This is a genomic window from Brevibacillus choshinensis (assembly GCF_016811915.1).
Taxonomy (GTDB): domain Bacteria; phylum Bacillota; class Bacilli; order Brevibacillales; family Brevibacillaceae; genus Brevibacillus; species Brevibacillus choshinensis_A.
This window is the reverse complement of record NZ_CP069127.1, coordinates 585,504-610,769: the sequence shown is the minus strand read 5'-3', so window position 1 is coordinate 610,769 and position 25,266 is coordinate 585,504. Positions and strand designations below refer to the sequence as shown.

General features: G+C 52.6%; 27 protein-coding genes. 4 read left to right on the top strand and 23 right to left on the bottom strand.

Features of this window, described 5'->3' with window-relative positions; genetic code table 11:
• Positions 1 to 28: 28 nt before the first annotated feature.
• Complete coding sequence (locus JNE38_RS03335; protein ID WP_203355231.1) at positions 29 to 1,144, top strand: aminopeptidase; 1,116 nt, start codon at positions 29 to 31, stop codon at positions 1,142 to 1,144.
• Between the two features lie 401 nt (positions 1,145 to 1,545).
• Here the strand turns inward: JNE38_RS03335 and JNE38_RS03330 are convergent, their stop codons facing one another.
• On the bottom strand, positions 1,546 to 2,340 hold the full coding sequence (locus JNE38_RS03330) for a DUF169 domain-containing protein (protein ID WP_203355230.1): 795 nt from the start codon (positions 2,338 to 2,340) through the stop codon (positions 1,546 to 1,548).
• A 193-nt stretch (positions 2,341 to 2,533) separates the two neighbouring features.
• Between JNE38_RS03330 and JNE38_RS03325 the strand changes: the two genes are divergently transcribed.
• The gene (locus JNE38_RS03325) at positions 2,534 to 3,130 is read left to right on the top strand and encodes a hypothetical protein (protein ID WP_203355229.1); all 597 of its coding nucleotides are present in this window, start codon (positions 2,534 to 2,536) and stop codon (positions 3,128 to 3,130) included.
• A gap of 23 nt (positions 3,131 to 3,153) precedes the next feature.
• Here the strand turns inward: JNE38_RS03325 and JNE38_RS03320 are convergent, their stop codons facing one another.
• The 14 genes from JNE38_RS03320 to JNE38_RS03255 form a co-directional block, all read right to left on the bottom strand.
• On the bottom strand, positions 3,154 to 4,464 hold the full coding sequence (locus tag JNE38_RS03320) for a VWA domain-containing protein (protein ID WP_203355228.1): 1,311 nt from the start codon (positions 4,462 to 4,464) through the stop codon (positions 3,154 to 3,156).
• A gap of 32 nt (positions 4,465 to 4,496) precedes the next feature.
• Positions 4,497 to 5,180, bottom strand: coding sequence for a TadE/TadG family type IV pilus assembly protein (locus JNE38_RS03315; RefSeq protein ID WP_203355227.1), 684 nt, complete (start codon positions 5,178 to 5,180; stop codon positions 4,497 to 4,499).
• Position 5,181: 1 nt separating this feature from the next.
• Positions 5,182 to 5,595 (bottom strand): TadE family protein, encoded by a 414-nt coding sequence (locus tag JNE38_RS03310; protein ID WP_203355226.1) that lies wholly within the window; start codon positions 5,593 to 5,595, stop codon positions 5,182 to 5,184.
• 4 nt (positions 5,596 to 5,599) lie between these two features.
• Complete coding sequence (locus tag JNE38_RS03305; protein ID WP_203355225.1) at positions 5,600 to 6,307, bottom strand: hypothetical protein; 708 nt, start codon at positions 6,305 to 6,307, stop codon at positions 5,600 to 5,602.
• A 28-nt stretch (positions 6,308 to 6,335) separates the two neighbouring features.
• Entirely contained in the window at positions 6,336 to 7,190 is an 855-nt protein-coding gene (locus tag JNE38_RS03300) for a hypothetical protein (RefSeq protein WP_203355224.1), read from the bottom strand.
• Positions 7,191 to 7,205: 15 nt separating this feature from the next.
• Positions 7,206 to 8,396: a hypothetical protein gene (locus JNE38_RS03295; RefSeq protein ID WP_238933544.1), complete on the bottom strand. Its 1,191-nt coding sequence runs from the start codon at positions 8,394 to 8,396 to the stop codon at positions 7,206 to 7,208.
• 57 nt (positions 8,397 to 8,453) lie between these two features.
• The gene (locus JNE38_RS03290; RefSeq protein ID WP_203355223.1) at positions 8,454 to 9,884 is read right to left on the bottom strand and encodes a VWA domain-containing protein; all 1,431 of its coding nucleotides are present in this window, start codon (positions 9,882 to 9,884) and stop codon (positions 8,454 to 8,456) included.
• A 100-nt stretch (positions 9,885 to 9,984) separates the two neighbouring features.
• Entirely contained in the window at positions 9,985 to 10,191 is a 207-nt protein-coding gene (locus tag JNE38_RS03285; RefSeq protein ID WP_238933543.1) for a hypothetical protein, read from the bottom strand.
• Positions 10,192 to 10,291: 100 nt separating this feature from the next.
• The gene (locus JNE38_RS03280) at positions 10,292 to 11,230 is read right to left on the bottom strand and encodes a type II secretion system F family protein (protein WP_203355222.1); all 939 of its coding nucleotides are present in this window, start codon (positions 11,228 to 11,230) and stop codon (positions 10,292 to 10,294) included.
• A 4-nt stretch (positions 11,231 to 11,234) separates the two neighbouring features.
• Complete coding sequence (locus JNE38_RS03275; protein WP_203355221.1) at positions 11,235 to 12,161, bottom strand: type II secretion system F family protein; 927 nt, start codon at positions 12,159 to 12,161, stop codon at positions 11,235 to 11,237.
• Positions 12,139 to 13,515, bottom strand: coding sequence for a TadA family conjugal transfer-associated ATPase (locus JNE38_RS03270; RefSeq protein WP_203355220.1), 1,377 nt, complete (start codon positions 13,513 to 13,515; stop codon positions 12,139 to 12,141). The genes JNE38_RS03275 and JNE38_RS03270 overlap by 23 nt, the downstream gene beginning before the upstream one ends.
• 13 nt (positions 13,516 to 13,528) lie before the next feature.
• Complete coding sequence (locus JNE38_RS03265) at positions 13,529 to 14,686, bottom strand: CpaE/TadZ family protein (protein WP_203355219.1); 1,158 nt, start codon at positions 14,684 to 14,686, stop codon at positions 13,529 to 13,531.
• On the bottom strand, positions 14,683 to 15,492 hold the full coding sequence (locus JNE38_RS03260; protein ID WP_203355218.1) for a flagella basal body P-ring formation protein FlgA: 810 nt from the start codon (positions 15,490 to 15,492) through the stop codon (positions 14,683 to 14,685). The genes JNE38_RS03265 and JNE38_RS03260 overlap by 4 nt, the downstream gene beginning before the upstream one ends.
• 27 nt (positions 15,493 to 15,519) lie before the next feature.
• The gene (locus JNE38_RS03255) at positions 15,520 to 15,972 is read right to left on the bottom strand and encodes a prepilin peptidase (RefSeq protein WP_238933542.1); all 453 of its coding nucleotides are present in this window, start codon (positions 15,970 to 15,972) and stop codon (positions 15,520 to 15,522) included.
• Positions 15,973 to 16,207: 235 nt separating this feature from the next.
• On the opposite strand from JNE38_RS03255, the gene JNE38_RS03250 reads away from it, so the two are divergent.
• Together JNE38_RS03250 and JNE38_RS03245 are read left to right on the top strand one after the other, a co-directional pair.
• Complete coding sequence (locus JNE38_RS03250; RefSeq protein ID WP_203355216.1) at positions 16,208 to 16,396, top strand: CDGSH iron-sulfur domain-containing protein; 189 nt, start codon at positions 16,208 to 16,210, stop codon at positions 16,394 to 16,396.
• Between the two features lie 94 nt (positions 16,397 to 16,490).
• On the top strand, positions 16,491 to 16,823 hold the full coding sequence (locus JNE38_RS03245; RefSeq protein ID WP_203355215.1) for a thioredoxin family protein: 333 nt from the start codon (positions 16,491 to 16,493) through the stop codon (positions 16,821 to 16,823).
• A 124-nt stretch (positions 16,824 to 16,947) separates the two neighbouring features.
• Here the strand turns inward: JNE38_RS03245 and ggt are convergent, their stop codons facing one another.
• The 8 genes from ggt to JNE38_RS03205 are packed head-to-tail and all read right to left on the bottom strand — an operon-like array spanning position 16,948 to position 25,101.
• Entirely contained in the window at positions 16,948 to 18,558 is a 1,611-nt protein-coding gene (gene ggt, locus JNE38_RS03240) for a gamma-glutamyltransferase (RefSeq protein ID WP_203355214.1), read from the bottom strand.
• A gap of 28 nt (positions 18,559 to 18,586) precedes the next feature.
• Positions 18,587 to 19,117, bottom strand: a complete 531-nt coding sequence (locus JNE38_RS03235; protein ID WP_203355213.1) for a chromate transporter — start codon at positions 19,115 to 19,117, stop codon at positions 18,587 to 18,589.
• Positions 19,114 to 19,695 (bottom strand): chromate transporter, encoded by a 582-nt coding sequence (locus JNE38_RS03230; protein ID WP_203355212.1) that lies wholly within the window; start codon positions 19,693 to 19,695, stop codon positions 19,114 to 19,116. The genes JNE38_RS03235 and JNE38_RS03230 overlap by 4 nt, the downstream gene beginning before the upstream one ends.
• Positions 19,696 to 19,715: 20 nt before the next feature.
• Positions 19,716 to 20,702, bottom strand: a complete 987-nt coding sequence (locus tag JNE38_RS03225) for an ABC transporter ATP-binding protein (protein WP_203355211.1) — start codon at positions 20,700 to 20,702, stop codon at positions 19,716 to 19,718.
• The gene (locus JNE38_RS03220) at positions 20,699 to 21,673 is read right to left on the bottom strand and encodes an ABC transporter ATP-binding protein (RefSeq protein WP_203355210.1); all 975 of its coding nucleotides are present in this window, start codon (positions 21,671 to 21,673) and stop codon (positions 20,699 to 20,701) included. Before JNE38_RS03220 ends, JNE38_RS03225 begins: the two co-directional genes overlap by 4 nt.
• Positions 21,674 to 21,690: 17 nt before the next feature.
• Positions 21,691 to 22,521, bottom strand: coding sequence for an ABC transporter permease (locus tag JNE38_RS03215; RefSeq protein WP_203357399.1), 831 nt, complete (start codon positions 22,519 to 22,521; stop codon positions 21,691 to 21,693).
• Entirely contained in the window at positions 22,521 to 23,477 is a 957-nt protein-coding gene (locus JNE38_RS03210; RefSeq protein WP_203355209.1) for an ABC transporter permease, read from the bottom strand. Before JNE38_RS03210 ends, JNE38_RS03215 begins: the two co-directional genes overlap by 1 nt.
• A 55-nt stretch (positions 23,478 to 23,532) precedes the next feature.
• Positions 23,533 to 25,101 carry an ABC transporter substrate-binding protein gene (locus JNE38_RS03205; RefSeq protein ID WP_203355208.1) on the bottom strand — a complete coding sequence of 523 codons (1,569 nt, stop codon included), beginning with the start codon at positions 25,099 to 25,101 and terminating at the stop codon, positions 23,533 to 23,535.
• Positions 25,102 to 25,266: the final 165 nt, after the last annotated feature.

The window sequence follows — 25,266 nt, the reverse complement described above, 5'->3', positions numbered from 1 at the left end:
AAAAATTTTACTATGGAGGTTGCGAAACATGGCAGATCCACGGATTAATGAACTCGCAAGCCGTCTTGTCCGCTACTCGCTCAATCTGCAAAAAGGGGAAAAGGTTCTGATCGAAAACACGGGACTGCAGCCTGAACTGGTTCGCGCACTGGTACGCGAGTCCTTTGCGGTCGGTGCCCTGCCACTGGTCACGCTGAAGGATCAGGAAGTGAACCGCGCCCTGTACCAAGGCACTAGCGAAGAGCATATGGCATTGATGGCCAAATTTGAATACGATCGGATGAAAGACATGGACGCGTACATCGCCGTGCGCGCCTATGACAACATCAATGAATACGCAGATGTGCCTGAGGACAAAATGGGCATCTACTCCCGCGTCCTGTACCAGCCTGTACATACAAACGAGCGTGTACCGAACAAGCGCTGGGTCGTTCTGCGCTATCCAAACAAGTCGATGGCACAGCTGTCGAGCATGAGCTTGGAGGGCTTTGAGGATTTCTACTTCTCCGTGTGCAACCTGGACTATGCGAAAATGTCCAATGCCATGACTCCGCTCAAGGAACTGATGGAGCGCACCGATCGCGTACGCATCGTCGGGCCGAAAACCGACCTGCGCTTTTCGATCAAAGGCATCAGCGCCATCAAGTGCGACGGCAAACGCAACATTCCGGACGGCGAAGTCTACACGGCACCTGTCCGTGACTCCGTAGAAGGAACCATCTTTTACAATGCAGCAACCAACTACAACGGCATTTCCTTCACCGATGTCCAGTTTACGTTTAAAGAAGGAAAAATCGTCGAAGCCACCAGCTCCAATACCAAGGCGCTGAACGACATTCTCGACACAGACGAAGGAGCTCGCTACATCGGGGAATTCGCGATCGGCTTCAACCCGCACATCCTGCACCCGATGCTCGACATCCTGTTCGATGAGAAAATCGCAGGCAGCTTCCACTTCACGCCGGGTAATGCCTACACCGTAGCCGACAACGGCAACCGTTCTTCCGTTCACTGGGATCTGGTGCAAATCCAGCGTCCTGAGTACGGCGGCGGTGAAATCTGGTTTGACGACGTGTTGATCCGCAAAGACGGCCGTTTCGTATTGCCAGAGCTGGAAGGCTTGAATCCGGAGAATCTGGTGTAAGTTTTTCTTTTAAAAAAACGAAGCCCTCAGCTACTTTGGCTGGGGGCTTCGTTTCACTTTTATGAAAATATCAGCTGTAACTTGATCCCTCATACCAATGTCCAGCTTGCGAAAAAAAACATCTGCGCGGGCCAGCCTCGGAACAGGCTTCGTCCGGATTTTCTCGCTTTTCCTCAAAAAGCCCTTCCCCTTCTGTTCCTCTACCGGACAGCTGTAACATTTCTTATAGATATAGCTATAAAACTGGCCGTCCACTTGGTCGATGACGCGCATGCGGACAGGAACGATGTTTTGCTTCTTATCGTGGATGAGGTGTACCAAGTACCAGAACCGCCACGCAAACGGTCAAGGCGATGCCTCTTCGCCTATTCGCAGCCAATAAACGCACAGCCTACCTCTCCCTACGAGGACAATTCCTTATCCTTTGATTCACCGAACATTCCCGCCAGCTTTTGATACGTAGGGGGAAACTCAGCCTGATAACGGAGGAAGGACGGAATCGGATAGCGTATGCCGCCTTTTTGTGTGCCGGCCAGCCCTTCGACGAGCTCTGCCGCATCGCGGAAATGGAAGCTAAAAGCCATCTCATGGTCCTGTGTCTGCGCGAACAGCCTATCGCCATAACAGGGCACGATGACTTGCGGCTCGCCTGTTTGCAGGGGCTTGATCGCGATGTCCGCACAGTCTGCCCTACTGGAGAAGGTGGACGGAATCGATCCGCCTCTCTTGTACAGCATCCCGGCAACCAGCCTCATGACCTGAGCCGAATTTCCGTAGATGACGACAACATCAGGGTCCACCTCTGCCCGCTCCAACGGAAACGACACGTAATAGCCGCTCTCCTCCTGCGTAAGCTTGGGAACGTCCTGTTCGCTCTTTGCCCCTGTCTCCAGCGTGTCGGTATACATCCCGCAGGCCAGATTTCCTTCCGAGTAGAAAGGAAGCTGTTCCTCGTATCCAAATGCCACCTGGGCGATGGGACAGGAAAGATCCGCTCCGTTCATGGCGATGCTCCAGCCGTATCGGCGGGAAAAGCCAACTGCCTGACAGATTGTAATTTGGTAGCCCAAATCTCGGGTGGGGCGTTTTGCCTTTCGAGGCAAATCGGCTTCCTCTTTCACCAATTTCACGCCGACGGGAAAGGTCTCCGTTCTTACATAGGATTGAATGGCCTCACTCAGTTCTTTTGCATTCATGCCCGCTCCCCCTTTTGAAAATGGATATACACCGAATGTTTCGTCTCTTCAGCTGGAATTTCCTTTCTCTGCTGCAAATCTCCTCTCCCCAAGCTTACAACTTCGTAAGGTACTGGAAAGGAAAATCGATTTCGAGATGGCTCAATCCTTGCTACTATAGAACTTGACTTCAAGGAACATACGGAGGGTACGAATGAAGAAATATGCGTGGATTCAGGGGCTCATGCTCCTGTTTGTTGCTGTGCTTGGGGGCTGCAATCCCATCACGGCTTCCCCTGATCAAGTGCAAGGGCTGACAAAAGAAGAAGCAGCTCAAATTGCTTCTGCCGCTGTGAGACAATATTATCGTATTGAAGTGGACGCCACGGATCGGCAAATTACACTTGATGATCCGGCAAAGCTGGTGGAATCGACTTCAGGAGAGCCGATCTTTCGAGGGGTTCCCGTCCACGTCGTCCTGAACCGCGAGCCGCTAGCGGGGGAAATCGCCGCCTACCACGCGATTATTGACCCAAAGTCCAAGCAAGCGCTCTCGGTGTCCATCGATAAGGTCGGCCCAAATGGAGAGAGAGCAGCCGATGCCACCACTGAAGACGATTTGGAAAGGGCAGCTGCAGAATTTATCCGTGCACAGAAACTGCTGACGCCCACCGCCTTTCAGCTGGTCAAATCATCCTATGCCAATCCCGCTGATCTCAAACGCTATTTTTACTATACGGACGGACTCAAAGCGATCGCGATCGGAGTCGATACGCAATTGCAGCAAGTCGTGACGTTCACCTATATCTAGGAAACAAAAAATACAGCGGGACATCAATTCCCGCTGTATTTTTGTTCGATCTCCACTTTCATTTCCTCATAGGTCTTATTCGTGAGATGAACCAGGTAATCGGTCAGTTCTTCCTTTGCGTCCGTAGCCAATGCCTCTCTGGCCGCTCGTTGCTGCACGAGGAAATTCTTTGCTTCCCTGCCGATCTTCCCCGTCGCCTCCAAATACTCAATGGCTGCTCCGATATTCAGACTCTCACGCCAATTTTTCTCGTACCAGTCGCGATCGTACGCATCGATCCACTTTCGCCTGTCGATCAGAACCGCGTCTACTTCAGTCATCGCGTCCTTTTTCCATTGCTCCCACTTCTGTGCGATTTCACGGGCTCTCTCCAGCTCCTGCCGGAATTGATCACGATTGGTTACATTGGCGTACAGCCCTTCCGATGCCTGAGCGATTTCCTTCAGCTGCTTTTGCCCTTGTGCATCCACATCAAAGCCGATGACATTGAGCAAGGGCATGATGTCTGACTGGGACAATTCTTTGGCGACCGCGACTGGATCTCCTCCGCACGTTTCAATCCCGTCGCTGACTAGGTAAATCACATTCGTATTTTTTTCTGCCGGGAATGCGGCCAGATCTTCACTGGCCTTTTGCAGGGAATATGCGATTGACGTCCAGCCTGCCGGCTCAAACAGCCCTAGCGCTTCATCCAGCTTCCCAGCATCGTAGGACTGAAGCGGATAGACGATGTCGCTGCTGCTGCATGACCGCTGTTTGTCTGCATCGGAGCCGCTTCCCTGATGTCCGTATACGCGCAATGAGACTTTCGCCTCTTCCGGTAGGGATTCGGCAAACTCCTTGATCGCTTCCTTGGCCAGCTCCATCTTGGTTTTCTCCCCGATTTTCTCCCGCATGCTCCCGCTCGCATCCAGAATGATTTCTACATTGAAGTGCTCTCGGAATAGAAAACGCGCATCTCCAATATCCGGACTCCCGAATGAAGCCATCTTCCACCGGTCTACCACCATCTGCGGGCTCAGATAATCTTCTGAAAACAGCTTCAGCAATTCTGACCAATAGAGTCTCAGCAGCGATTCATCCATGCCGTCCAAAAGGGGAGGCAGTCCATCGAGGATTTGAGCGATTTTTTCGCGCTGAGGATACTGCGGCTGGTAAAAGGGGACGCCGGAGATCGGTCCGGGTGCTGCCATGATCAACTCCTGCGCGGATTGGGGAAGCTGTGCTTGGGGAGCGGAAATCATCGAGCCTGCTGCCCCGATCGAGCAGCCTGTCAGGAGGAGAGACACGAGCATGCCTCCAAGGATACGATGCCATCTGCGTTTTTCTCTCATGTATACCGCCTCCTTAGAGCTTGTTGCATGGGTCACCAGCTGCTTCCCTCCGTTAACGTCTGAGGAAGCTGCTCCCATCCTGTCACTTGGATAAAGCCGATTTTCCGACTTTCGCCGGTCTGATAGATTTGTTCAGCATGCTCCGGCATGAAATCCAGCCCAAATGTTTTGCTCTCATACCGGACCGATGTCCTCACCTCGATGCGGTCTTCCCCATTGAAAAGCTTCAGGGAGGATCCGCTGAGCGTGCTCTTGTTGCTCGCCAAAATGTCCGTGACGACGCCGGGAATCTGGGACGAAGCCTGATGCAGTCCGATCACCACATACATCTCGAGAGTGGGATAAGTAGGTATGGCAGAGAGCAAGACACGATCGATGGCTTCGAACCGGACTTCACTCGACGACCAGTCGGGATGGGAAGCTTGGATGGACTTCATTTGCTCTTCGACCAGCGGCCAAATAAAGATAGGGTCCGTCCAGCTCTTAATGGATCGGTCATAGGTATGGATGGCCTCCTCCGCCTCATCGTAGATGATATCCGTCGCTGCCAAACTGGCTTGCTGAGCACTGTTTGCCGCTACTTCCTTGTCGACGAAAATGGTAGAGATGTTAAACAAGACCGAAAAGATCACAAGAAGCAGAAAGAAAAAAATGGTCAGCACCAGGATGGTGACATTTCCTCGCTCATTGCGCACGTGCATGATCGCCTGTCTCATTTTAATGAATCACCCGTCCTCGCAGCTCTCTCGAGAAGGAGATCACCCTGTCTTCTTCGCTCATGTTATCTTTGATGAAATCCGGCAGAAAGAACAAATCCAAATTCACACCGACTTTCGCCGTAAAGTAGCTGCCGTCGCCGGAAATGCCAGAGTCACCGCCATTATAGGCAATGCCTCCACCCGCACTCCCTACGATGTGCTGCGCAGCATTCAGAGCTTCACTGGAACTTTGCGTGATGGCATACACCTTTGCCGCTTCATTGGCTGCCGACTGCGCGATGATCACCGCGTACACGCCGGTCAAAAACTGCCACAGGATCAGCAGGATCAGAAAAACAAAGGGCAAGATACCGATGAACTCCACAGTCACGGAGCCCCGCTCATTCTTTAGCTTCTCACGTGATTTTCCCATGGTATCATCCCTCCAGTGCCAAAACGTCCTCCACCCTCTCCCGCTCTGTACTCCATTTGTAGGTATACATCGTGAACAGGATCGCCACAAAGGGAAACAGGATCAGGTTCAACAGCAATTGCGTGAAAAATACAGCTCCGAAGCTGGTCGTGATGAAAGTGACTGAATAGAGTCCCACCAGGCTGATCACCCATTCGATCGCGCTTGCCAACATCAGCAGCCCAAAGATTTGGACAAAATGCTTCTTTCCCATATCCAAAGCCATACGCAGGCATCGCCATGGCGATTTTCCTTTCATCACGACCAAATAGGGGGTGAGGTAAAACAGCATAAGCAAGATCAATCCCGGGATCACAAAGAGAAGCATCCCCGTGCATACCGCCAGCACATAGACGATGCCAAACAGGAAGACCGCAAAGCCATGCTCGGCGAATGCCCGGAATGCCTTGCGCAGCGGACGCTCCTCTCCTTCCAGGTCGCTTAACACGAACTGCGCAAACGGGATTTGTACGACCATCAAAAACAGCAGAAGCAAAAATAGATTGAAAAAGCTGGACACGACCTTGGCTCCCGTGATGGCAGCCAGGAAATTCACGTAGTTGAGCGTCATGTTGTGCACGATCAAGAAAGGCAGCACGATGACGGTGGACAGCAAAAGCAGCGATTCTATATTTCGCGCGTAAAAATGGATGCTTGCTTTCATCGGATTCATGGCTTCTCCCTCCCTGCCTCATCCAACCTTACGAGTTTCGAATAATGGGCACGATCTTGCTCTGAAAATGATATTCCTTTTTCTTTTCAAACGCGTCTATCAGCTGTTCCCTGGATTCAAAGGGGACGGGCCGCCCCGACGCAACAGCCTCGAATCCCTCGATGGATTCGTCATTCGTGGCTCTCAGCTTTTTATCTCTGTAGGAGTCAAGCAAATCAATCAATTTCTTGCGCTTGGCCTTCAGCTCGCCAGGAAGCGGCACTTCGACATTTTGCAGGAACGCAGCCAGTCGATCGACCGATTCCCTGATTTCTGCTTGTCTGCGCAATCCTACGTAGAGCTTGTAATTCGCCTCGTGGAACAAATCGTCCAGGTCCTTTTTGTCTTCGGGAGCGACATAGCCCACCCTCAGCACATGATTCAGCGACTCGACCCCTTTGTCGTAGAGAGCTTGGAGCTGATCCCGCGTTTCTATCACGTACTGGCATACATCGATGAGACTCTTCATGTCATTACGGATGGTTTCGTCCGTTTGATCCTCGTAATGGGGCTGCAAAGCTTGCAGATGATCCCGTTTTTCCGTGTACATCCAGACGGGTTTGTCTTTCGCCTGTGCCAGCTCTTTGTTCAATTCGTGTGCAGCCACATTATGCAGCATGAACAAGCGCAGTACCGGCACCGCTTCTTCCCGCGGCACCTCTTCTCCGTCCGGCCTCAGGATGAGGTAACCGGCTGCCTCGCTCTTTCCCCACTTCCAGTACTGTACGTTGTAGTAAAGTCGATCGTTGATTTTGGCCGCATGGTTGAACAGCTGCGATTTTTCCAGGAAGCGCTTGTATTTGTCGATCTGCGCTCGGACCGGTGCCGTTTCTGTCACTTTCATCGGACGAGACCTCCGTTAGTGTGAAAATATGGACTTCATCCATCCTACCGCTTTGCCGATTCCATCCCGAATCCCTCGGGAAACCGCGCCCTTCGAAAGCTTGTCGCTCCACTTGACCAGCTTGCTCACTCCCCAGAGAATGCCTCCGGTAATCACCAGCACGCCGGCCACCGTCTGTCCTCCCGGTATCACGGAAGCGATCACTCCGGCATCCATGAGCGTGCTGCCCAGGGCCCCGACCCCGTCTACGAACTTTTCGTTTTGCTTATCCTCACTGAGGCCGCTGTCAAACGCCTGACCGAATTTGCTGAACGTTTCATAGGTGTCGAAAGGCAGGCTGATGGCGGCGACCCCGACATTCAGACCCGCAACAAGGCCCGGGACTCTTACTTGATTCGCCGCGTTGGCTGCGTTGGAAAAAGATCCGAGCGTGTTGATGTTTGCCCCTGTGTTCAGCGGGTTTTGCTGCAGGACAAAACGATAGCTGTCATATGCTCCTTTGGCGTCCAAGCCATCGAGAGTCAGGCTCGTCACATTGCCCAAGGGTGTGTCCTTTGCAGCGATATCCACACCCTTCAGCCCCACCTGCAGCAGAAAGAATCCGTATTTTCCCGCACCGGTGCGCAGGTCCACTTCTCCCTGCTGAATCAGATCGGCGGAATACGTCAAGGTCCCTCCCATCATGTCTTTGATGGACAGCTTCATGATGTCGTATTCTTTTTTCTCGCTAAAGGGCTCCGGTGATTGGGGGTCCGTAGACAAGTCCGCGGGCTGATGCGGCACCACGTTTCTGTCGGGCGCCTGCAGTTCGGGCGTCTGCCCATTCGGAGCTTGTATATTGGGTGCCTGCAGCTCGGGAATATTCCAATTCGGCCCGTTCAGCTCTGGAATTCCTTGATTCGGTGCCTGCAGGTTGGGTACGCCTTGGTTTGGCGCTTGCAGATTCGGTACTCCCTGATTCGGCGCTTGCAATTGCGGCGTATCCCACTGCGGTGACTCCAGCTTTGGCGTTTCCCACTCCGGGGCCTGCAGATCGGGCGTCTCCCATTCCGGTGCCTGCAGATCGGGAGGCTGATAATTGGGCGCCTGCAGATTCGGTACGGGTAGTGTGCTTTCCGCCATGACGATGATCGGGAAGCAGTGCAACAGCAGAAGGAAAAAAGCGAAGGTCCCAGCCAAAATGGGACGAATAAACCGGCTCCTCACGATATGAACCTCCCCGCCAAGTATTCTCAAGGTAATAAAGTGTTTTTGGGCCCCGAATTAATTGGTCTTCACATTTGCTTGAAATTGCTTGTCGATCGCTTCTTTGGCTTCCTTGTAGGACTTATCGTTCAACGTATCCAGGAACTTTTCCAATTCGTCTGCCCGCTCGAGCGCCGCGTCCTCCTGTTTCTCCTTGATTTTATCGAGCTCATCTGTGATCGAATCGGGCAGGATATTGTGATATCCCAGCGAAATGATCGCGGAATTCATATTGTAGCTTTCATTTCTGGCGATCGCTTTCCAGTCATAGGCAAATACCGAAATATCGACGGACCGTGAGATATGTGTGGAGTTTGCCTCATAGGAAGCATCGCTTTTCCAAGCCTTCCATCTGTTCGCCACTTCTTTTGCCCGATTAAACTCTTTTTCCAGTTCACTCTGGTCATGGATCAGCACATAGCGTCCACCCGCCGCCTTGGCTACTTCCTTCAGCTGCTTCTGCCCTTCTCCGTCCACGCCAAAGCCCACCACGTTTACGATGGGGGTGATGTCTGAGCCGCTCAATTGCTTCGCCACTGCGACGGGATCTCCGCCGCACGTCTCAATCCCGTCGCTGACCAGGTAGATGATGTTCGTGTTTTTGTCGCCTTTGAACTTGCCCAGGTCATTTTGGGCCTGCTGCATGGCCAATGCGAGCGGTGTCCACCCCGTCGGCTTGAATTGATTCATCGCAGCCGAAAGTCCGTTGGCCTGGTAAGACTGGAGCTGGTAGACCAGCTCGCTGCTCCCGCAGGATAGGGCTTTATCCGAATCCTTGCCGCTGCCTTTATGTCCGTACACCCTCAGGGCAACATTCGCTTTTTCCGGCAAGGATTCGGCAAAAGCTTGAATGGCCTTTTTGGCTGCTTCCATTTTGGTCTGTCCATTCACATTTGCCGCCATGCTGCCGCTCGCATCGAGCAGAATCTCCACGTTGTATTGCTCTTTGAACTTGAAGCGAGGATCATCGATTTCCGGACTCCCAAAGGAAGCCAGCTTGATTTGGTCGATGATGTCCTGTGGATCCGGATAATCCTCCGCGAACAGTCCCAGCAGGGCGCGATAATAGAGCTCGATCGTTTCCTGATCCGGGTTATCGATAACGGGAAACTGTTTGAGAATCTCTTCGATTTCTTCATCTTTCTCGCCGTATAGAATGCCGGAATAACGCCCAGGCAATTGCGTGTAAAATTCCTCGGTGGTCTCCGGGATTTTCGGCACGCTGTCCGGAATCAGAGCCTTCAGAGCCTCCAGCTTCTCATCCCTGCTAGGCTCTTGGGCAGTCTGCTCATGCGGCTGCAGTCCATTCCCCTTGTCTGTACCCGCTGGCTGGGCGGGCTCCGTAGTCGCTGCTGGCGGTGTCGGCGTCGTTGTCTCCGAAGAGCAAGCATGCAGAAGCAATAAGCCAGGAATCAGGACAGCCAGTATGAATGGCTTGATACGTTTCAAGCGAAATACCCTCCCTGCTGTTGATTTCTACGGTTATGTATGTGAAGCAGGGGTGCCGGCGATCTGAGTATCCCCCTATCACCGGCACCTGCCAAAAGAATCAGTCCAGTTTTCCAATGATGCTGGAGAGCGTGTCGGAAACCGCTTTTCCGACTGCCGTATCGCCCTTGAATACGGTTTGGATGGCAGCAAATACGGCCAGCACGACCCCTGCCAATGCGATCCATTCAATGGCTTGTGCCCCTCTCTGGTTGTTCAGCGAAGTCGTTACCTTTGCATACAGGTTTTGCATCATGTTTGTCATCATATTATTACTCCCCTCATTCTTCTCATTTTTTCGCCAATTAACACCATTTTCGATATATCCTTCCTTCCGAGGGGCATCACCTCCTTCAAAGGGATTCCTACTATTTTCCAAACAGGCTGGAAAACATGTCTACGTTCTCCATGATGTTGAGCACCATTAGGCCGCCAATGAGCATGATAGCGGTCGGAGCGACGACAAATGTCGTGATCAGCGTCACTTTTGGCGAAGCCTTCGCCGCTTTTTCCTTGATTAGTTCCTTGCGAATGCGGCGCATGTTTTCCGATTGGATTTTAAAGGTGACGGCGATCGGAACCCCGAGCCTCATCCCCTGGATCAGCGCCTTGATCAGCATCTGAAACTCCGGATTGTCATTGCGTCGCAGCAGCTGCTCATACGCTTTCTCTCGCGGGACCCCCAGATCGAGCTCTTGATTGAAACGGGAGAATTCCTCCCGCAGCGGTCCGTGGAAAAACTGGATGACATCGCGCAGCGCCTGATCAAGGCTTACCCCCGCCTGAAGGGTGACGCTTACTGTATCGAGAAATTCCGGAAGGTCGTAGCGCAGCTGGTTTTGCCGCTCTCTCGCTTTTCTTTTCAGCAGGATAATGGGCAGGAAGTAGCCGGCTAGCGGCCAAATGATCAAGCCAAACTGCGCGAAGGGAAATCCCAGTATGAAAAACGCCGTTCCTGCGATAAAACCGAGCAGGGCGAGCAGGATTTTAGCCCCTTGGAACCGGGCCACTGTCAGATCGAGCGGACGGCCCGCCTTCAGCAGCCACTCCTCCACCTCGTGCGACTCACTGAAAAAATTGATGCGCTGTCCAAGTGCCGCGTAGTCATCACTGTAGGAGAGCATCCGCTTGAGCCACTTTTGCGAGGAGGTCTCCCGCTTTCGCACATCGTAGACCTTGTTGCCAGTCGCGTCATGGACGTGGGCGATCAGCTTCTCCCTTTCGACTGAAAACCGATAGGCTTCTTTCAAAAAGATCAAAAAGAACAGCAGAAACAAGAACATACTCGTGATGATCAGGGCGTCCATTTTCTCACACCTTTATGTTGGTGACTTTTTTGACCAGCACGTAGGAAAGCACGGTACCGACGATGAAGAAGCCCAATAGAACAAGGCCGAATCCCGAAAACAGCGGATCGATGAAGCCTTCATTCATCGTGTTCATCATCAGCACGAGAGCAATCGGCATAATGGGGACAAGAATCGACACGTATCGCTGCTCAGCCGTCATGGTCTTGATCTCCTGATTGACGATGCGGCGATCCTCCAGAGTCTCCGCCATCTCCTGGAGCACTTCGCTCAGATTGCCCCCTGCTCGCCGTTGGATGAACAGCGTAGCGGCGAAGATCCGAAAATCTCTCGTTGGAATGCGTTTTTCCATATCTGTCAGGGCCCGGTCGAAGCTGACGCCCAATTGCAGCTCACGCGCCATGCGGCTGAATTCCTGCCCAGCCGGCTGCGGAATCTCTTTGGCCACCAGCTCGATTCCCTGTGAGAGGGTCATGCCTGCCCGCAAGGAATTGGCTAGCAATCGGCATACGTCTGACAGCTGGTCGTTCAGTCGTTCCTGGTATTTGTTGCGGCGCACGATGAACATCAGGTTTTGGGCAATGTACATGCATGCTGCGCCACCCACCAGATTGTAAGGAGCATGCAAGCCTACCACGTTGTTGAGAAAGAAAGCCACTCCCATCGCGCCGATGAGCAGAATGCCATAATACTCGGACGGAGCCAGCGCAATATTGGCGCGAACCAGCTTTTGCTGGACTTCTTTTGCGTGAGGGGTGCGGTCAAAGCGGTCTCCCCACACAATGATGAAGCTCTTCCGTTTGGATTTGATGTCGTACCACTCTTCCGTGCGTTTTTTCCACTCCGTCTTTTTCGCACGGTAGCCGAGGTATTCGTACATCCCCCAGATCGCGAGCAGCACAGAGAGACTAAACAGGATAGAGATGCTCACGCTTGTTCACCTCGCCCATCGTAAACATGGATTCTTCCAGTTCGATTCCAAACATCCGCAGCCGCTCCAGACTCTGGGGAACCTTGCCCGTAGGAGTGAAATACCCCAGCACTTCCCCCTTTTTGCCCATCCCGATCCGCTGGAAGCGAAATATCTCGTTTACGACCACTTGCTTGTCTGGTCCTGTGAATACTTCCGAGATGGACATCATTTTGCGCGTCCCGTCCGAGAGCCGTGTGACCTGCACGATAAAGTCCAGAGCACTCACGATGTACTCGCGGATAATGGAAGAAGGCAGATCCATTCCCGCCATGACGACCATCCCTTCCAGCCTGGTAAAAGCGTCTTGCGGGGAATTGGCGTGGACCGTCGTAAGCGACCCTTCGTGACCGGTATTCATCGCCTGCAGCATGTCAAATGCCTCTGCACCGCGAACCTCACCGACGATAATGCGATCCGGCCGCATCCGCAGCGAGTTCTTCACCAGATGCCGAATCGTGATCTCGCCTCTTCCCTCCATGTTGGGCGGACGCGCCTCCAGCCCGATGCAGTTGGAGCGATCCAGCTTGAGCTCCGCCGAGTCTTCAATCGTAATGACCCTTTCATAGGAAGGAATCGAGCGCGATACGGCATTGAGCAGCGTTGTCTTCCCGCTCCCTGTTCCTCCGGAGATGAGCACGTTCATCTTTGCTTCTACGATGGCCTGCAAAAAGCGGCACATCGCTCCATCAAACGACCCGAACTTCATCAGATCCGCCATGGAATACGGGTCTTTGCGGAATTTCCGGATCGAGACGAGCGTCCCATTCAGACTGATCGGCGGAATGACCGCGTTCACACGGCTGCCGTCCTTCAGCCTGGCATCGACCATCGGCGAGCTCTCGTCAATCCTGCGGCCGAGCGGGGCTACGATCCGGTCTACGATATGGCGAAGGTGCTCCTCATCGCGAAACTTCAAATCGGTCAGCTCCAGCCTGCCTTTTTTCTCGATGTACACTTCCTGATGGCCATTGATCGAGATTTCGGTAATATCCGGGTCAGCGAGCAGCGGCTCCAAAGGCCCTAATCCTACCGACTCATTGATCAGACGCGTCAGCAGCACTTCCTTTTCATTGCGCGGGATGACGACCTTCTCTTCTGACATGTACTGAGAAACCATGCGCTCGATCGCGAGACGCATTTCTCCTGAGGCGAGACTCGTCAGCCGCTCCAGATTGGTCTCTCGCAAAAGCCTTGACTTGTAATGCTCCGCCAGCTCATCGATGTACGGATTGTGATACGCAGGAGCCGCTACCGGGCGCGGGGCTTCTTCTGTCGCGATGTGCTTCTCTTCTTTTCGCCTGAACAACGCCATGGCAATCTCCCTCCTACGACAGCTTGGTCAGTACCCATTTTCGTATTTCTTTCGCTGCCGGGATCAGCTTCTTCTCGTTGGCCTCCCGCTGCAAGGGCTGTCCCTGATTCACTGCAGCCTGGATACCTTTATGATCACGGCTGATTTGGGCTGAGATCGGAGCCTGGATCAGTCCCTTCAGATCGGAAACGGTCAGCTCGTTATCCCTGCCGACCTGGTTGACCACGACCTCGAGCCGTCCTTCCGTATCGATTCGCAGTCTTCTGAACAGTTCTTCGGTCAGCCGATAGATTTGGACAGACGGCGTATCCAGATTCATCACATAGTAGATGAAGTCCGATTCCTCCAGCGCCGTGTACGTCAGTTCATTCATATGGGTAGGCAGATCGATGATCACGAAGTCGTAGCTGCGTCGACTCGCTCGAATGAGCCTGGTGATGAACTCCTCCGAGATGTTTTCCGCTGTTTCGGCATCGCGCGGGCTCGCCAGCACCTCCAGCTTGGAATGCGTCTCGCGAAGGGAAACATTGCGAATGTGATTTTCATTCATCTCATTCATGACCGGGACCAGATCGGCAAGTGTACGACTCGAGTCCAGAGAGAAAAAGGTCTCCACCCCGCCATACTGAAGATTCAAATCGATTAAAAGAACGCGTGCAGTCGATTCCAGCTTGAGTGCCTGCGCAAAGCCGGTCGCCAGCTGCGTGCGCCCGCATCCGCCTTTCCCGCTGTAAAAGGAGTACACTTTTCCTCTGCCGCGAACAAACGCTTTGCCGGAGGTAGCCGTCCCCTTTTTTCGCTGCTGCGTTTGCCCCAGCTCGGCGATTTTGTCCAGCCGATCCGTGAGCAGCACCAGTTCGTCAGGCAGAACGATATACTCGATGGCGCCTGCGCGGATGATATCCCGGAGCAAGCCAAAGTCCTGCTTTTCCGTCAAGAAAATGACGAGCCCTTCCGGAAGTTCTCCCTGTATGTATTGCACCAGCTCGACCCCTGATCCATCCTCGGGCTGCACGATCAAAACGACATCAGGTGCGATCCGGTCGATTTCTTTTTTGACTTCACGCGACGTAGTGAATTGGACATTTCCGAAATGGCTGAGAGCTTCACTCAACAAGCTCTTGATCGAATCATAGTCGGCAACGACAAGAATTTTCAGATCTGGATTCATGACTTGCCCTCCGGTTTGACGACAGATGTCGGTTGTGCAGATTTAGATGGCTCAGCTGTCGGTTGACTAGGCGCAGCGGGTTTCGCTGGTGTCTGTTGACCATTCGCTGGTGCAGACGGGCTTTTCTCCCCAGCTGCCGGTGCTGGAGTTTCCTTGGGCTGCGGCTCCTGAAACGGCTGCGGGATGCCCAGCTCACCCTTGCCTACATTGGCCTTCAGAATCCGCATGACCTCGGCGTAGTGCTGCTGGTGTATGAATGCAGGCACCTGTTCAAACGGCATTTCCAAGGCGACTCCTTTAAAGTGGTCGTCTGTCTTCGCGACCATGGCGACCGGCACATCCTTCATGAAGACTTCCGTCGCAGGCTTCCCATTCACCTCGTGCGAGACAATGATATCGACTCGGTCCAATGCCTCGAGCTGCTGGTCGAATACAATGTTGCCGGAAGCATACACCGTCACGAGGCGATTGTTCTGGTCTCTTACTGTGGCAGCGGGCTTGATGATGTTTTTCGTAATGATGTCTCCTTCCGACAAGGGAACAACGGTTACCTGATTCTTCAGACTGAGCTTATCCGTCACATACGAATGATCCGCATATTTTTTTGGAATTTGCATGGTCTTGATTTGGTCGGGCGAAATGAGCGACCGGGATGCGATATCTGTGCTCGCCACGTAAATGTCCACCATTTCTCCGAGCTGTGAATTCAAGTCCTTGATTTTTTTCAAGAACAAAAAGCCTGCCGTCGCCGCCAAAATGAGAGACAGCGCCAAAAAGATGATTGCCCTTCGTTTCGATTCCAACATCGAGTGATTCCCTCTCCCTATCCATCATCAGATAAATGCTACAGCCATGAGCAATAGGCTCGTTCCCCCCGCGATAAAAGGAGCCAAAGGAATTTCCCGTCCCGTCGCCTGATTCCCTGACCATTTGGATGCCAGCCAGATCGGAATGACGATGAGTCCTGCGAGCAGGTAAGTGAAACACAAGATATAAAGACCTGCTTCCCAGCCTACTGCCGCTCCCACCAGTGCAAACAGCTTGATGTCTCCTCCTCCCAATTGCCCATTGCTCACCATCGCCATCAGCAAGGAGATCCCCCCGGTCAAAACGACCCCGAGCCCATACATAGTCCATTGGTCCGGATGGGCAAACGCATGGTAAATGAGAAAATAGGCGATTCCTGGAAGAGTGAGCCAGTCGTATATGAGACGTCTGCGCAGGTCGGTATAGACTGCAATGATCATGACGAGAAGCACCGGAACTACCACAAAATAGGACAGCACCCCATGCCCTCCTTCCATCTTTTAGGGAATCCTCATCACACTCACAGACGGGAATATGGGAATTTTTGTTGCATGTACCCAAAAAATTTTTGGGATTTTTTTCATAAAAAGGGGCCGTTTCAGTAAAAATAGTGTCGAAGGGTAGCAAAAAAGGCCGTGCACATTCCATACTTACGGCCTGTCTAATCGCTCACATTTTGTGAAAAAATAACCAGAAGGGACAGGAGGTGAGAAGATGTCGGATATCAAGGTCTTGGATAATGGTCCACTGCTCGTGACGGGAGAATTCACCCTGCTGGATGGCGAAGGAAAACCCCTGGAAACAAAGGCGCAAGCCCATCTCTGTAGATGCGGTTTGTCGTCGAACAAACCTTTCTGCAACGGAGCGCATAAAGGACAGTTTGAAAGCGTTGTGAGAGCATAGTAGTGCACGCGTCGTAAGCCCTCTGTCTCAGCAGAGGGCTTTTTGCTATCATGGTGAGGTAGAGTTATCATGCTTTTAGCCGAGGTGACCGCACATGCGAGAATATAAGGAACTATCCGAGCTTAGGGCTGACATCGCCCAGTATCCTGTGTGCATGCTGTTTGTCAAAATGGAAAACTGCGGGGTATGCGATGCCACCTTTGCAAAAACAAAGGAGCTGTTAAAGTCCTTTACACAGGTGCCATTCATGGTCACTTCGATTGAAACGATCCCCAGCCTGTCCGGGGAGTTTCTCATTTTTACCGCTCCGACCATCCTCTTGTTTCGAGAAGGGAAAGAAGTGTTCCGGCAATCGCGAATTGTGGTGTTCGGGGAATTGGAACGGGCATTGGAGCTGTCTGTGGATTCAGTATTTCCACAGCTCTGATCTTTGGTATCTTTATCTATGGATTGACCTTGCAGCGGTACTTTGTCTAACCCCAAAGCCTTGTCACAAAAAAGAACCGTACGGAAGCTTTTGCTCCATACGGTTCTTCGTTATTTCCTCACTTTTACCACGCCGCGATGCTGCTGTCCGTGCGCATGTCGGTACCGCCGGAGAGCACGCCGTTTTCATCGCGCCAGATGATCTGACCGCGACCGAAGTAGTTGCCCAGCTGCGCCCACTTGATTTGGTGTCCCTTGCGCTCGAGTGCCATCGCCAAATGCTCAGGGAAGTGGCGCTCCAGCTCGACGACCTTGCCTTCCGTCCACTGCCAGCGAGGCGCATCGAGGGAAGCCTGTGGATTCAGATGGAAGTCGATGGTGTTCATGACGACCTGCACATGACCTTGCGGCTGCATGAATCCGCCCATGACGCCAAATGGTCCGACTGCCTTTCCGTCTTTTGTCAGGAAGCCTGGGATGATGGTGTGGAACGTTCTTTTTCCTGGCTCCAGGCAATTATCGTGAGCCGGATCAAGCGAGAAGTTGTGCCCGCGGTTTTGCAGGGCGATGCCTGTACCCGGAACCACTACGCCAGAGCCAAATCCCATGTAGTTGCTCTGAATGAACGATACCATGTTGCCTTCGCCGTCTGCCGTTGCCAAGTAGACGGTACCGCTGGAACGAGGATTTCCCGGCTCCGGAGTCAGTGCCTCGTCTCCGATCAATGCGCGGCGAGTGCCTGCGTATTCATCTGCCAGCAGCTCTTCTGCCGTGACGCTCATTTTGCTGGATTCGGTGATGTATTTCAAACCGTCTGTAAACGCCAGCTTCATGGCTTCGATCTGTTTGTGGTACGTTTCCGTCGTGTCTTTGGCATCAAAGTCAAAGCCTTTGAGGATGTTGAGTGCCATCAGGGCAATCATGCCTTGGCCGTTCGGCGGGATCTCCCATACATCATAACCTCGGTAGTTCACGCTCAGCGGTTTGACCCACTCCGGCTCAAACGCAGCCAGGTCTTCTTTTCTCAAGAAGCCGCCGCACTCACGGGAGAAAGCATCAATCTTCTCTGCCAGCTCTCCGCGGTAGAAGCTCTCGCCATTCGTCTCTGCGATTTGGCGCAGGGTTGCTGCATGTCCTGGGGATTTCCAAATATCACCCGCTTGCGGTGCTTTTCCACCTGGGACAAACGTCTCGTACCAATGCGCAAATTCTGGACCTGTGCACAATTTGGAAAATTTCTTGTAGGCCACTTTCCAGTAATGAGCGAGTGTTGGAGAAAGCGGATAACCGTTCTCTGCATAATCGATCGCCGGTTTCAAAACTTCTGTCAAAGGCAATTTGCCAAAGCGTTTGGACAGCGCCGCCCAAGCAGCAGGCGCACCGGGTACAGTTACCGGAGTCCAGCCGTACGTAGGCATTTCTTCATGTCCATTTGCTTTTACCGCCTCGATCGAAATGCTTTGCGGAGCCGGACCGCTGGAGTTCAGTCCGTACAGCTCGTCTTTTACCCATACCAGCGCGAACGCGTCACCGCCGATGCCGTTGGACGTCGGTTCTACGACAGTCAGGCAAGCTGCCGTTGCAATAGCAGCGTCGATGGCGTTTCCGCCCTTTTTCAAAATATCCAAGCCTGCTTGCGCTGCCAACGGCTGTGAAGTGGCTACCATCCCGTTTTTAGCAAAAGTGGTCATACGCCGAGATGCATACGGGTATTCCATTGCGTCATATTTAACCATGAAGTTATGCCTCCTTGTGAACTTGATCCTAGCCAATGAAGATGTACCCGTACACCATGGCTCCCAAAATGACAAACGCAGGATGTACTTTCCAGGTTTCCAGAAGCAGATAAGAAGCAACGGACAGGATGATGGTTTGCATCCACCCGATTCCTTCTACCGCACCCATGATAAACTGGTATGTCATGGTTCCCAAAAGTACCGTGACTATTGGGCGGACCGATTGAGTCATGGCTTTTACTTGTGGAGCACTACGGAAAAGATTGATGAATTGCAGGAGCAGGATCATCGCGATCGCCGTAGGAGCTACTGTCGCAAGCAACGCTACTATCGCTCCGGGAACTCCTGCTACCTGGTAGCCGACATAGCCAGCCAGCTTCGTCGCGATAGGGCTTGGGAGTGCGTTCCCTACTGCAAGCATTTCCCCGAATTCCTTCACCGACATCCATTTGTAATGATCGACGACTTCATTCTGGATCAGCGGAATGCTGGGAGGGCCGCCGCCGTATCCCAAAATGTTCGAGATGAAAAATGCCCAGAATAACTGAAGATAAATCATGCTGCGCCCTCCTTGCCGTCCTTTTTCTTGCGCCTCTGGACCGACCAGGTAGAGTAAGCAAAGGAAATCACCAAAGCGATTGCTACGACAATTCCTGGATGCCAGTCAAGAAACAACAAAGCGACCAAAGAAAGGGCGAGCGAAATACTTACACCGGTTTTGTTGGAAGCGCCTTGCCAAGCCTTTTGCAAAAACTCCCAAGTGAGCACGCCGGTCATGACCGCGATTACAGGACCGATTGCCTGAATCATGCCGTAAACCCCTGGCGCATCCTTCCACTTGTAGATGACTTCCAAAAGCGCGATCATCACGATGACAATTGGCATTACGACTCCGATGTTTGCCACCAATGCGCCCTTCCAGCCTCTTACCCGGTAGCCGATAAACGCAGCCAGCTTGGTTGCGATCGGTCCCGGAAGAGCATTCCCCAGTGCCAGATTATCTGCAAAGTCTTCATCTGTTACCCATTTGTACTTTTTCACGCACTCGGTGTGAAACAGGGGAACCATGGTAGGACCTCCCCCGAAACCGAAAATACCGATGCGGAAAAACGCGATAAACAGTTGCCAGTAAATCATGTTGTTCCTCCGTCCTGCCTCTAACGGCGAAGTTCACCCGATTGCACCAGATGGCAGGATACCAGCTGCCCGGCTCCGATATCGGCCAGACTCGGTACTGTCGTTTTACATACATCCGTAGCGTAAGGACAACGCGGATGGAAGGTGCAACCGCTAGGCGGATTTGCCGGACTCGGCAGATCGCCAGTGAGCAAAATGCGTTCCCGCTTTTGGCGGGGTTTGGCCACCGGTACTGCGGACAGCAAAGCCCGTGTATACGGATGGCTCGGATTTTCAAACAAGGTGCGTTTATCGGCGATTTCTACGACGCGGCCCAAATACATCACAGCGATCCGGTCGCACAAATGCTTGACGACTGACAGGTCATGGGAAATGAACATGAGTGTCAGATTGAATTCTTTCTTCAAGTCCTTGAGCAGATTGAGCACCTGCGACTGGATGGATACGTCCAGAGCGGATACGGGCTCGTCGGCGATGATCAGCTTAGGTTTTACTACCAATGCACGCGCAATCCCAATCCGTTGGCGCTGACCACCCGAGAAGTCATGCGGATGGCGGTTCAAATGCTCTTTGCGAAGACCTACAATCTCGATGATCTCTTCGATCGTCTTTTCACGCTCGGCAGGTGTACCAATATTGTGCACCATGAGCGACTCCATCAAAATCTGTTTGATGGTCATGCGAGGGTTCAGGGATGCATACGGATCCTGAAAAATCATTTGCAAATTTCGGCGCATCTGGCGCATTTCTTCTTTCGGAAGCTTTGCCAAATCCTTGCCGTCGAACCATACTTCGCCTGAGCTCGGTTCCAAGAGGCGCATAATGCTTCGTCCCGTGGTCGATTTGCCACAGCCTGATTCCCCTACGATTCCCAGCGTTTCGCCCGGAAACACTTGCAGGTCGATACCGTCGACGGCTTTTACATACCCCGTCGTTTTTTTCAGGAATCCGCCCTTGATGGGAAAATGTTGCTTTAATCCTTTGACTTCCAACAGAGGTGTCGTCATTCTTGTTCCCCCCCATCTGCATACAGCCAGCAGCGGCATTTTTGGCCCTCCAGCTGCAACAGCTCAGGCGGCTGTTCATGACAGATCGCCATTGCTTTGGAACAACGCGGAGCGAATCGGCAGCCTTTTGGCATTTGCTGCGGCAATGGAACAGCTCCCGGAATGGTGTCTAGGTACTCGCGCTCATCGTCGAGCTCTGGAATCGAATTCATGAGGCCGATCGTGTATGGATGCTTCGGACTCTCAAACAGCGTGTCTACGTCTGTTTCTTCCACGACCTGGCCGGCGTACATGACGATGACGCGGTCGCACATTTCAGCTACAACACCCAAATCGTGGGTGATCAGCATGATCGAAGTCCCCGTCTTTTCCTTGAGGTCGCGCATCAGATCGAGGATTTGCGCCTGGATCGTCACGTCGAGCGCCGTGGTCGGCTCGTCCGCGATGATCAGCTTGGGGTCACAGGACATCGCCATCGCGATCATGACCCGCTGACGCATACCGCCGGAGAGCTGATGCGGGAATTCGCCGTAGATCTCTTCCGCACGCGGCATCCCTACTGCTTTCAGCATGGCGATGGCCCGCTCTTTCGCTTGCGCCTTGCCCACTTTCATATGGAGCATGACTGCTTCTTCAATCTGTTTACCTACCGTATGCAGCGGATTGAGAGAAGTCATCGGCTCCTGGAAAATCATCGCGATTTCGTTTCCACGAACTCGCTGCATGTCTTTTTCCGACAGATCCAGCACGTCTTTCCCGTTGAAGCGGATCGATCCTTCCGATTTACCGTTGGGCGGCAGCAGCCGCATGATTGAAAGGCTGGTTACGCTTTTCCCACAGCCTGATTCACCTACGACACCGAGCGTTTCGCCGGCACGGATGGAGAAGTCGACGCCGTCAACGACACTGACGACACCGCTGTCTGTGCGAAACCGGGTTCTCAGTTGTTCCACTTCCAAGATGGTCGTCATCTGCTCCACTCCCTTTATTATTTTCGTGACCGCGGATCTAGAACCTGTTGCAATCCGTCACCCAGCAAGTTGAATCCGAGTACGACCAAGAAGATCGCAATACCGGGATAGAAGGTGGCATAAGGCGCAACTGACATCAGCGTCTGCGCCTGATTCAGCATGCTGCCCCACGAAGGTGTGGGAGGTTGGACGCCAAGTCCCAGATAGGACAGAGATGCCTCTGCGATGATACCGGACGCCATCGCAAGCGTAGCTTGAATCATGATCGGGTTGAGTGCATTCGGCAAGATATGGCGGAAAATGATGCGTGCATCTTTTACACCGACCGAACGAGCTGCATGAATGTACTCCATATTGCGAAGAGTCAGTACCTGACCGCGTGTGATGCGGACAAAGGCAGGGGCAAAGCCGATCCCGATCGCCAGCATCGCATTGCCGAATCCAGAGCCGAGAACCGCAGAGATCGCAAGCGCCAGGATCAGGAAAGGAAATGCCTGCATCGCGTCAACGCTTCGCATGACGATCCACTCGTCCCAAAAACCGCGGTAGTAGCCGGATAAAAGACCGATCGGTACGCCAATCAGCATCGCGATCCCGACAGAAATCAATGCGGCTTCCATGGAGATTCGTGCCCCGTAGACGACACGAGAGAATATATCGCGGCCGAGGTCATCCGTTCCAAACAGGTGCTCGCCGCCAGGAGCGAGCAGGATTTTGTTGTAGTCTTGCGCATTGGGGTCGAACGGAGCAATCTGAGGTGCAAAGATCGCCACCACAATCAGTCCGAGGATAATCACCGCTCCGATGACACCAAGCCCGTTTCGGAGAAATTTGCCTAGGGTTTTCATCACTCGCCCGCTCCTTTCCCGCTTTTGATGCGTGGGTCAATAACTGCGTACAAAATATCTACAGCGAGGTTTACGATAACGACCAGTACAGCGGAAACAAGAATTGCACCTTGTACGGTCACATAATCCCGTTTGAATACGGATTCAACGATCAAACGCCCAAAACCAGGGATAGAAAAGATCGATTCCGTAATGACAAGACCTCCCAAGAGACCTGCGATCATCAGACCGGATGTCGTTACGACGGGTACCATCGCGTTGCGCAAGGCATGACCCAGAATGGTGCGCGCTTCGTTCAAGCCTTTTGCTTTCGCAGTGCGAATAAAGTCCATGTTGACCACATCCAATAGCGAGGAGCGCAGCATGCGCATGAGGACGGCCGATTCCCTCAGGCCAGTGGCCACACAAGGCAGAATCATGGCCAGCAGGTTTTGCGTAGGGTTTTCAAAGAAGGAAACGTAGCCCGATGAAGGCAGCCATTGGTTCTCAACGGCAAAGTAGATGATCATCATCATCGCCAGCCAAAAGCTCGGGATACTCATACCTCCTAGTGCAGTAAAGGTACTCGTATAATCAATCCAGGTACCGCGCCGCGTCGCCGCCAGGATCCCCGCAGGAAATGCGATGAGGATCGCTACGAGAAAAGTCCCGATTGTCAGCTCCACCGTTGCGGGTAGCCTTTGCTTAATCAATTCGGAGACCGGAATCCGGTCCGTAATGGACATTCCCAAATCACCCGTAACCACTTTTCCTAGCCAGGAAAAATATTGCACCACGATCGGCTTGTCGAGTCCCAACTCCGTTCGCAGTGCCTGATAGGCTTCCGGTGTCGCTTCTTGTCCTAAAATGACCCGGGCAGGATCGCCCGGGATCATATGGATCAAAGAGAACGTAAGAATCGACACCAGCAGGAGAATCGGGATTGTCAGCAGCAGGCGTCTGACCACAAACATCATGACAATTCCTCCTCGCTCTTGCTGTTATAGTGTAGTGATTCCTGAGCCCGCAAGCTTATTGCTTGTCCAGCGTTGCTGTACGGATCAAACCGTCTGGAACATACGTGAATCCAGATATTTTCTTGTTCATGCCGATCAGCACGAACTGATGGTACATGTAGGAGTAGCCAGCTTCGTCTTGCAGCAATTTGGTTGCTTCTTCATACATCGCTTTGCGCTTTGTTTCATCCACTTCACTGCGTGCTTTCAGTACCAGCTCGTCCAATTTCGGCAGAGTAATGCGGCCATCGTTGTTGGATTGTCCAGTCACTACGAAGTCATGGAAGTTTTGGTCAGGGTCTTGACGTCCGGACCAGCCCAGTTGCAATGCGTCGAATTCGCCCTTCTCGCCTGTTTCCAGCAATTGGCCGTACTCGAGTTTTTCCAGAGTAGCGTTGATGCCATGCTGTTTCCACATGTTTTGCAGAACCGCACCCAATTGTTCGTTTTCAGGGGAAGACGTGATGTACAGCTTGAAGCTGAAGCCGTTTGGTTGTCCACCTTGCGCCAGCAAATCTTTGATCTTCGCAGCGTCAGGAGCTACTGGTGTGTTCAACGCTTCGTTGTAAGCCAAGCTGCCTTTTGCAAATGCCGTGCGAGCAGGTGCCGCATAGCCATTGAACAGTACTTTTACCAATGCTTCGCGGTCGATTGCCGCATCTACAGCTTGGCGCAAGTATTTGTTGTCAAACGGCGCGCGGGAGTTGTTCAGATAGAGACCTTGGTAGCCCCAGCCGGATTCTGCCGTCAGGGTCAGGTTGGAATCGCCTTTTACCGCTGGAATTTCTTTTACTGGTGTATCGTCGATGATATCCAGCATGCCGGAACGCAGGTTTTGCACCTTCGCCGTACCATTGGTGAATACTTTGTAAGTCACTTCATCTACTTTCGGTGCACCGTTCCAGTAGTTTTCGTTCTTTTTCAAGGTGACGTGGTCGCCTTTTACCTGCTCAACAAAGACGAATGGCCCGGTTCCCACTGGGTGGTTCAGGTATTGATCGCCATACTGTTTGACTGCTGCAGGGGATACCATGGTACCGCCACGGTCAGCCAGGATGGACAGGAATGGAGCGAACGGTTCTTTCATTTGTACTTTCACTGTGTTTTTGTCTACCACAGCTACAGAGTCCACGAATTTCATGTCGCCCTTACGCTTCGATTTCGCATCTGTCATGTTCCGTTCGAAATTGAACTTCACCGCTTCAGCGTCAAATTCGGTTCCATCGTGGAACTTAACGCCTTGCTTCAATTTAAAGGTGTATGTTTTACCATCTGGGGTTACCTCGTAGGATTCCGCCAGCATTGGCACTACTTTTCCGCTTGGGTCGATCTCAAACAGCTTGTCATAAAGGCTCGCGTAGACTTGACGGTCATACAGCGAAGTCGAAATATTCGGATCCATCGAAGGCGGATCTGCCTTCAGACCGATGTTGATTACCTTTTTACCTGTAGATGGTGCAGGAGCTGCTGCATTTCCACCTTCTGTGCTAGGAGCGGCGCTGCCTCCTCCTCCACAACCTGTTACCAAGAGCATGGTTCCCAGTACGGCACTCATCAATGTTTTGCTGGCTTTTTTCGAAAACATAGGATGACCCCTTTTCTCTTTTTTGTAGGTATAAGCGTCCTGGCTAAGCCAAAACTTTTATACACCCCTGCTGTCTGCTTTTCAGTGATTGTTTGCTCTGTGCTCTCATTTCCATGGAATGCGATTCTCCCAACGGCACTTACTCCGGTGGCATTCCCCCTTCCG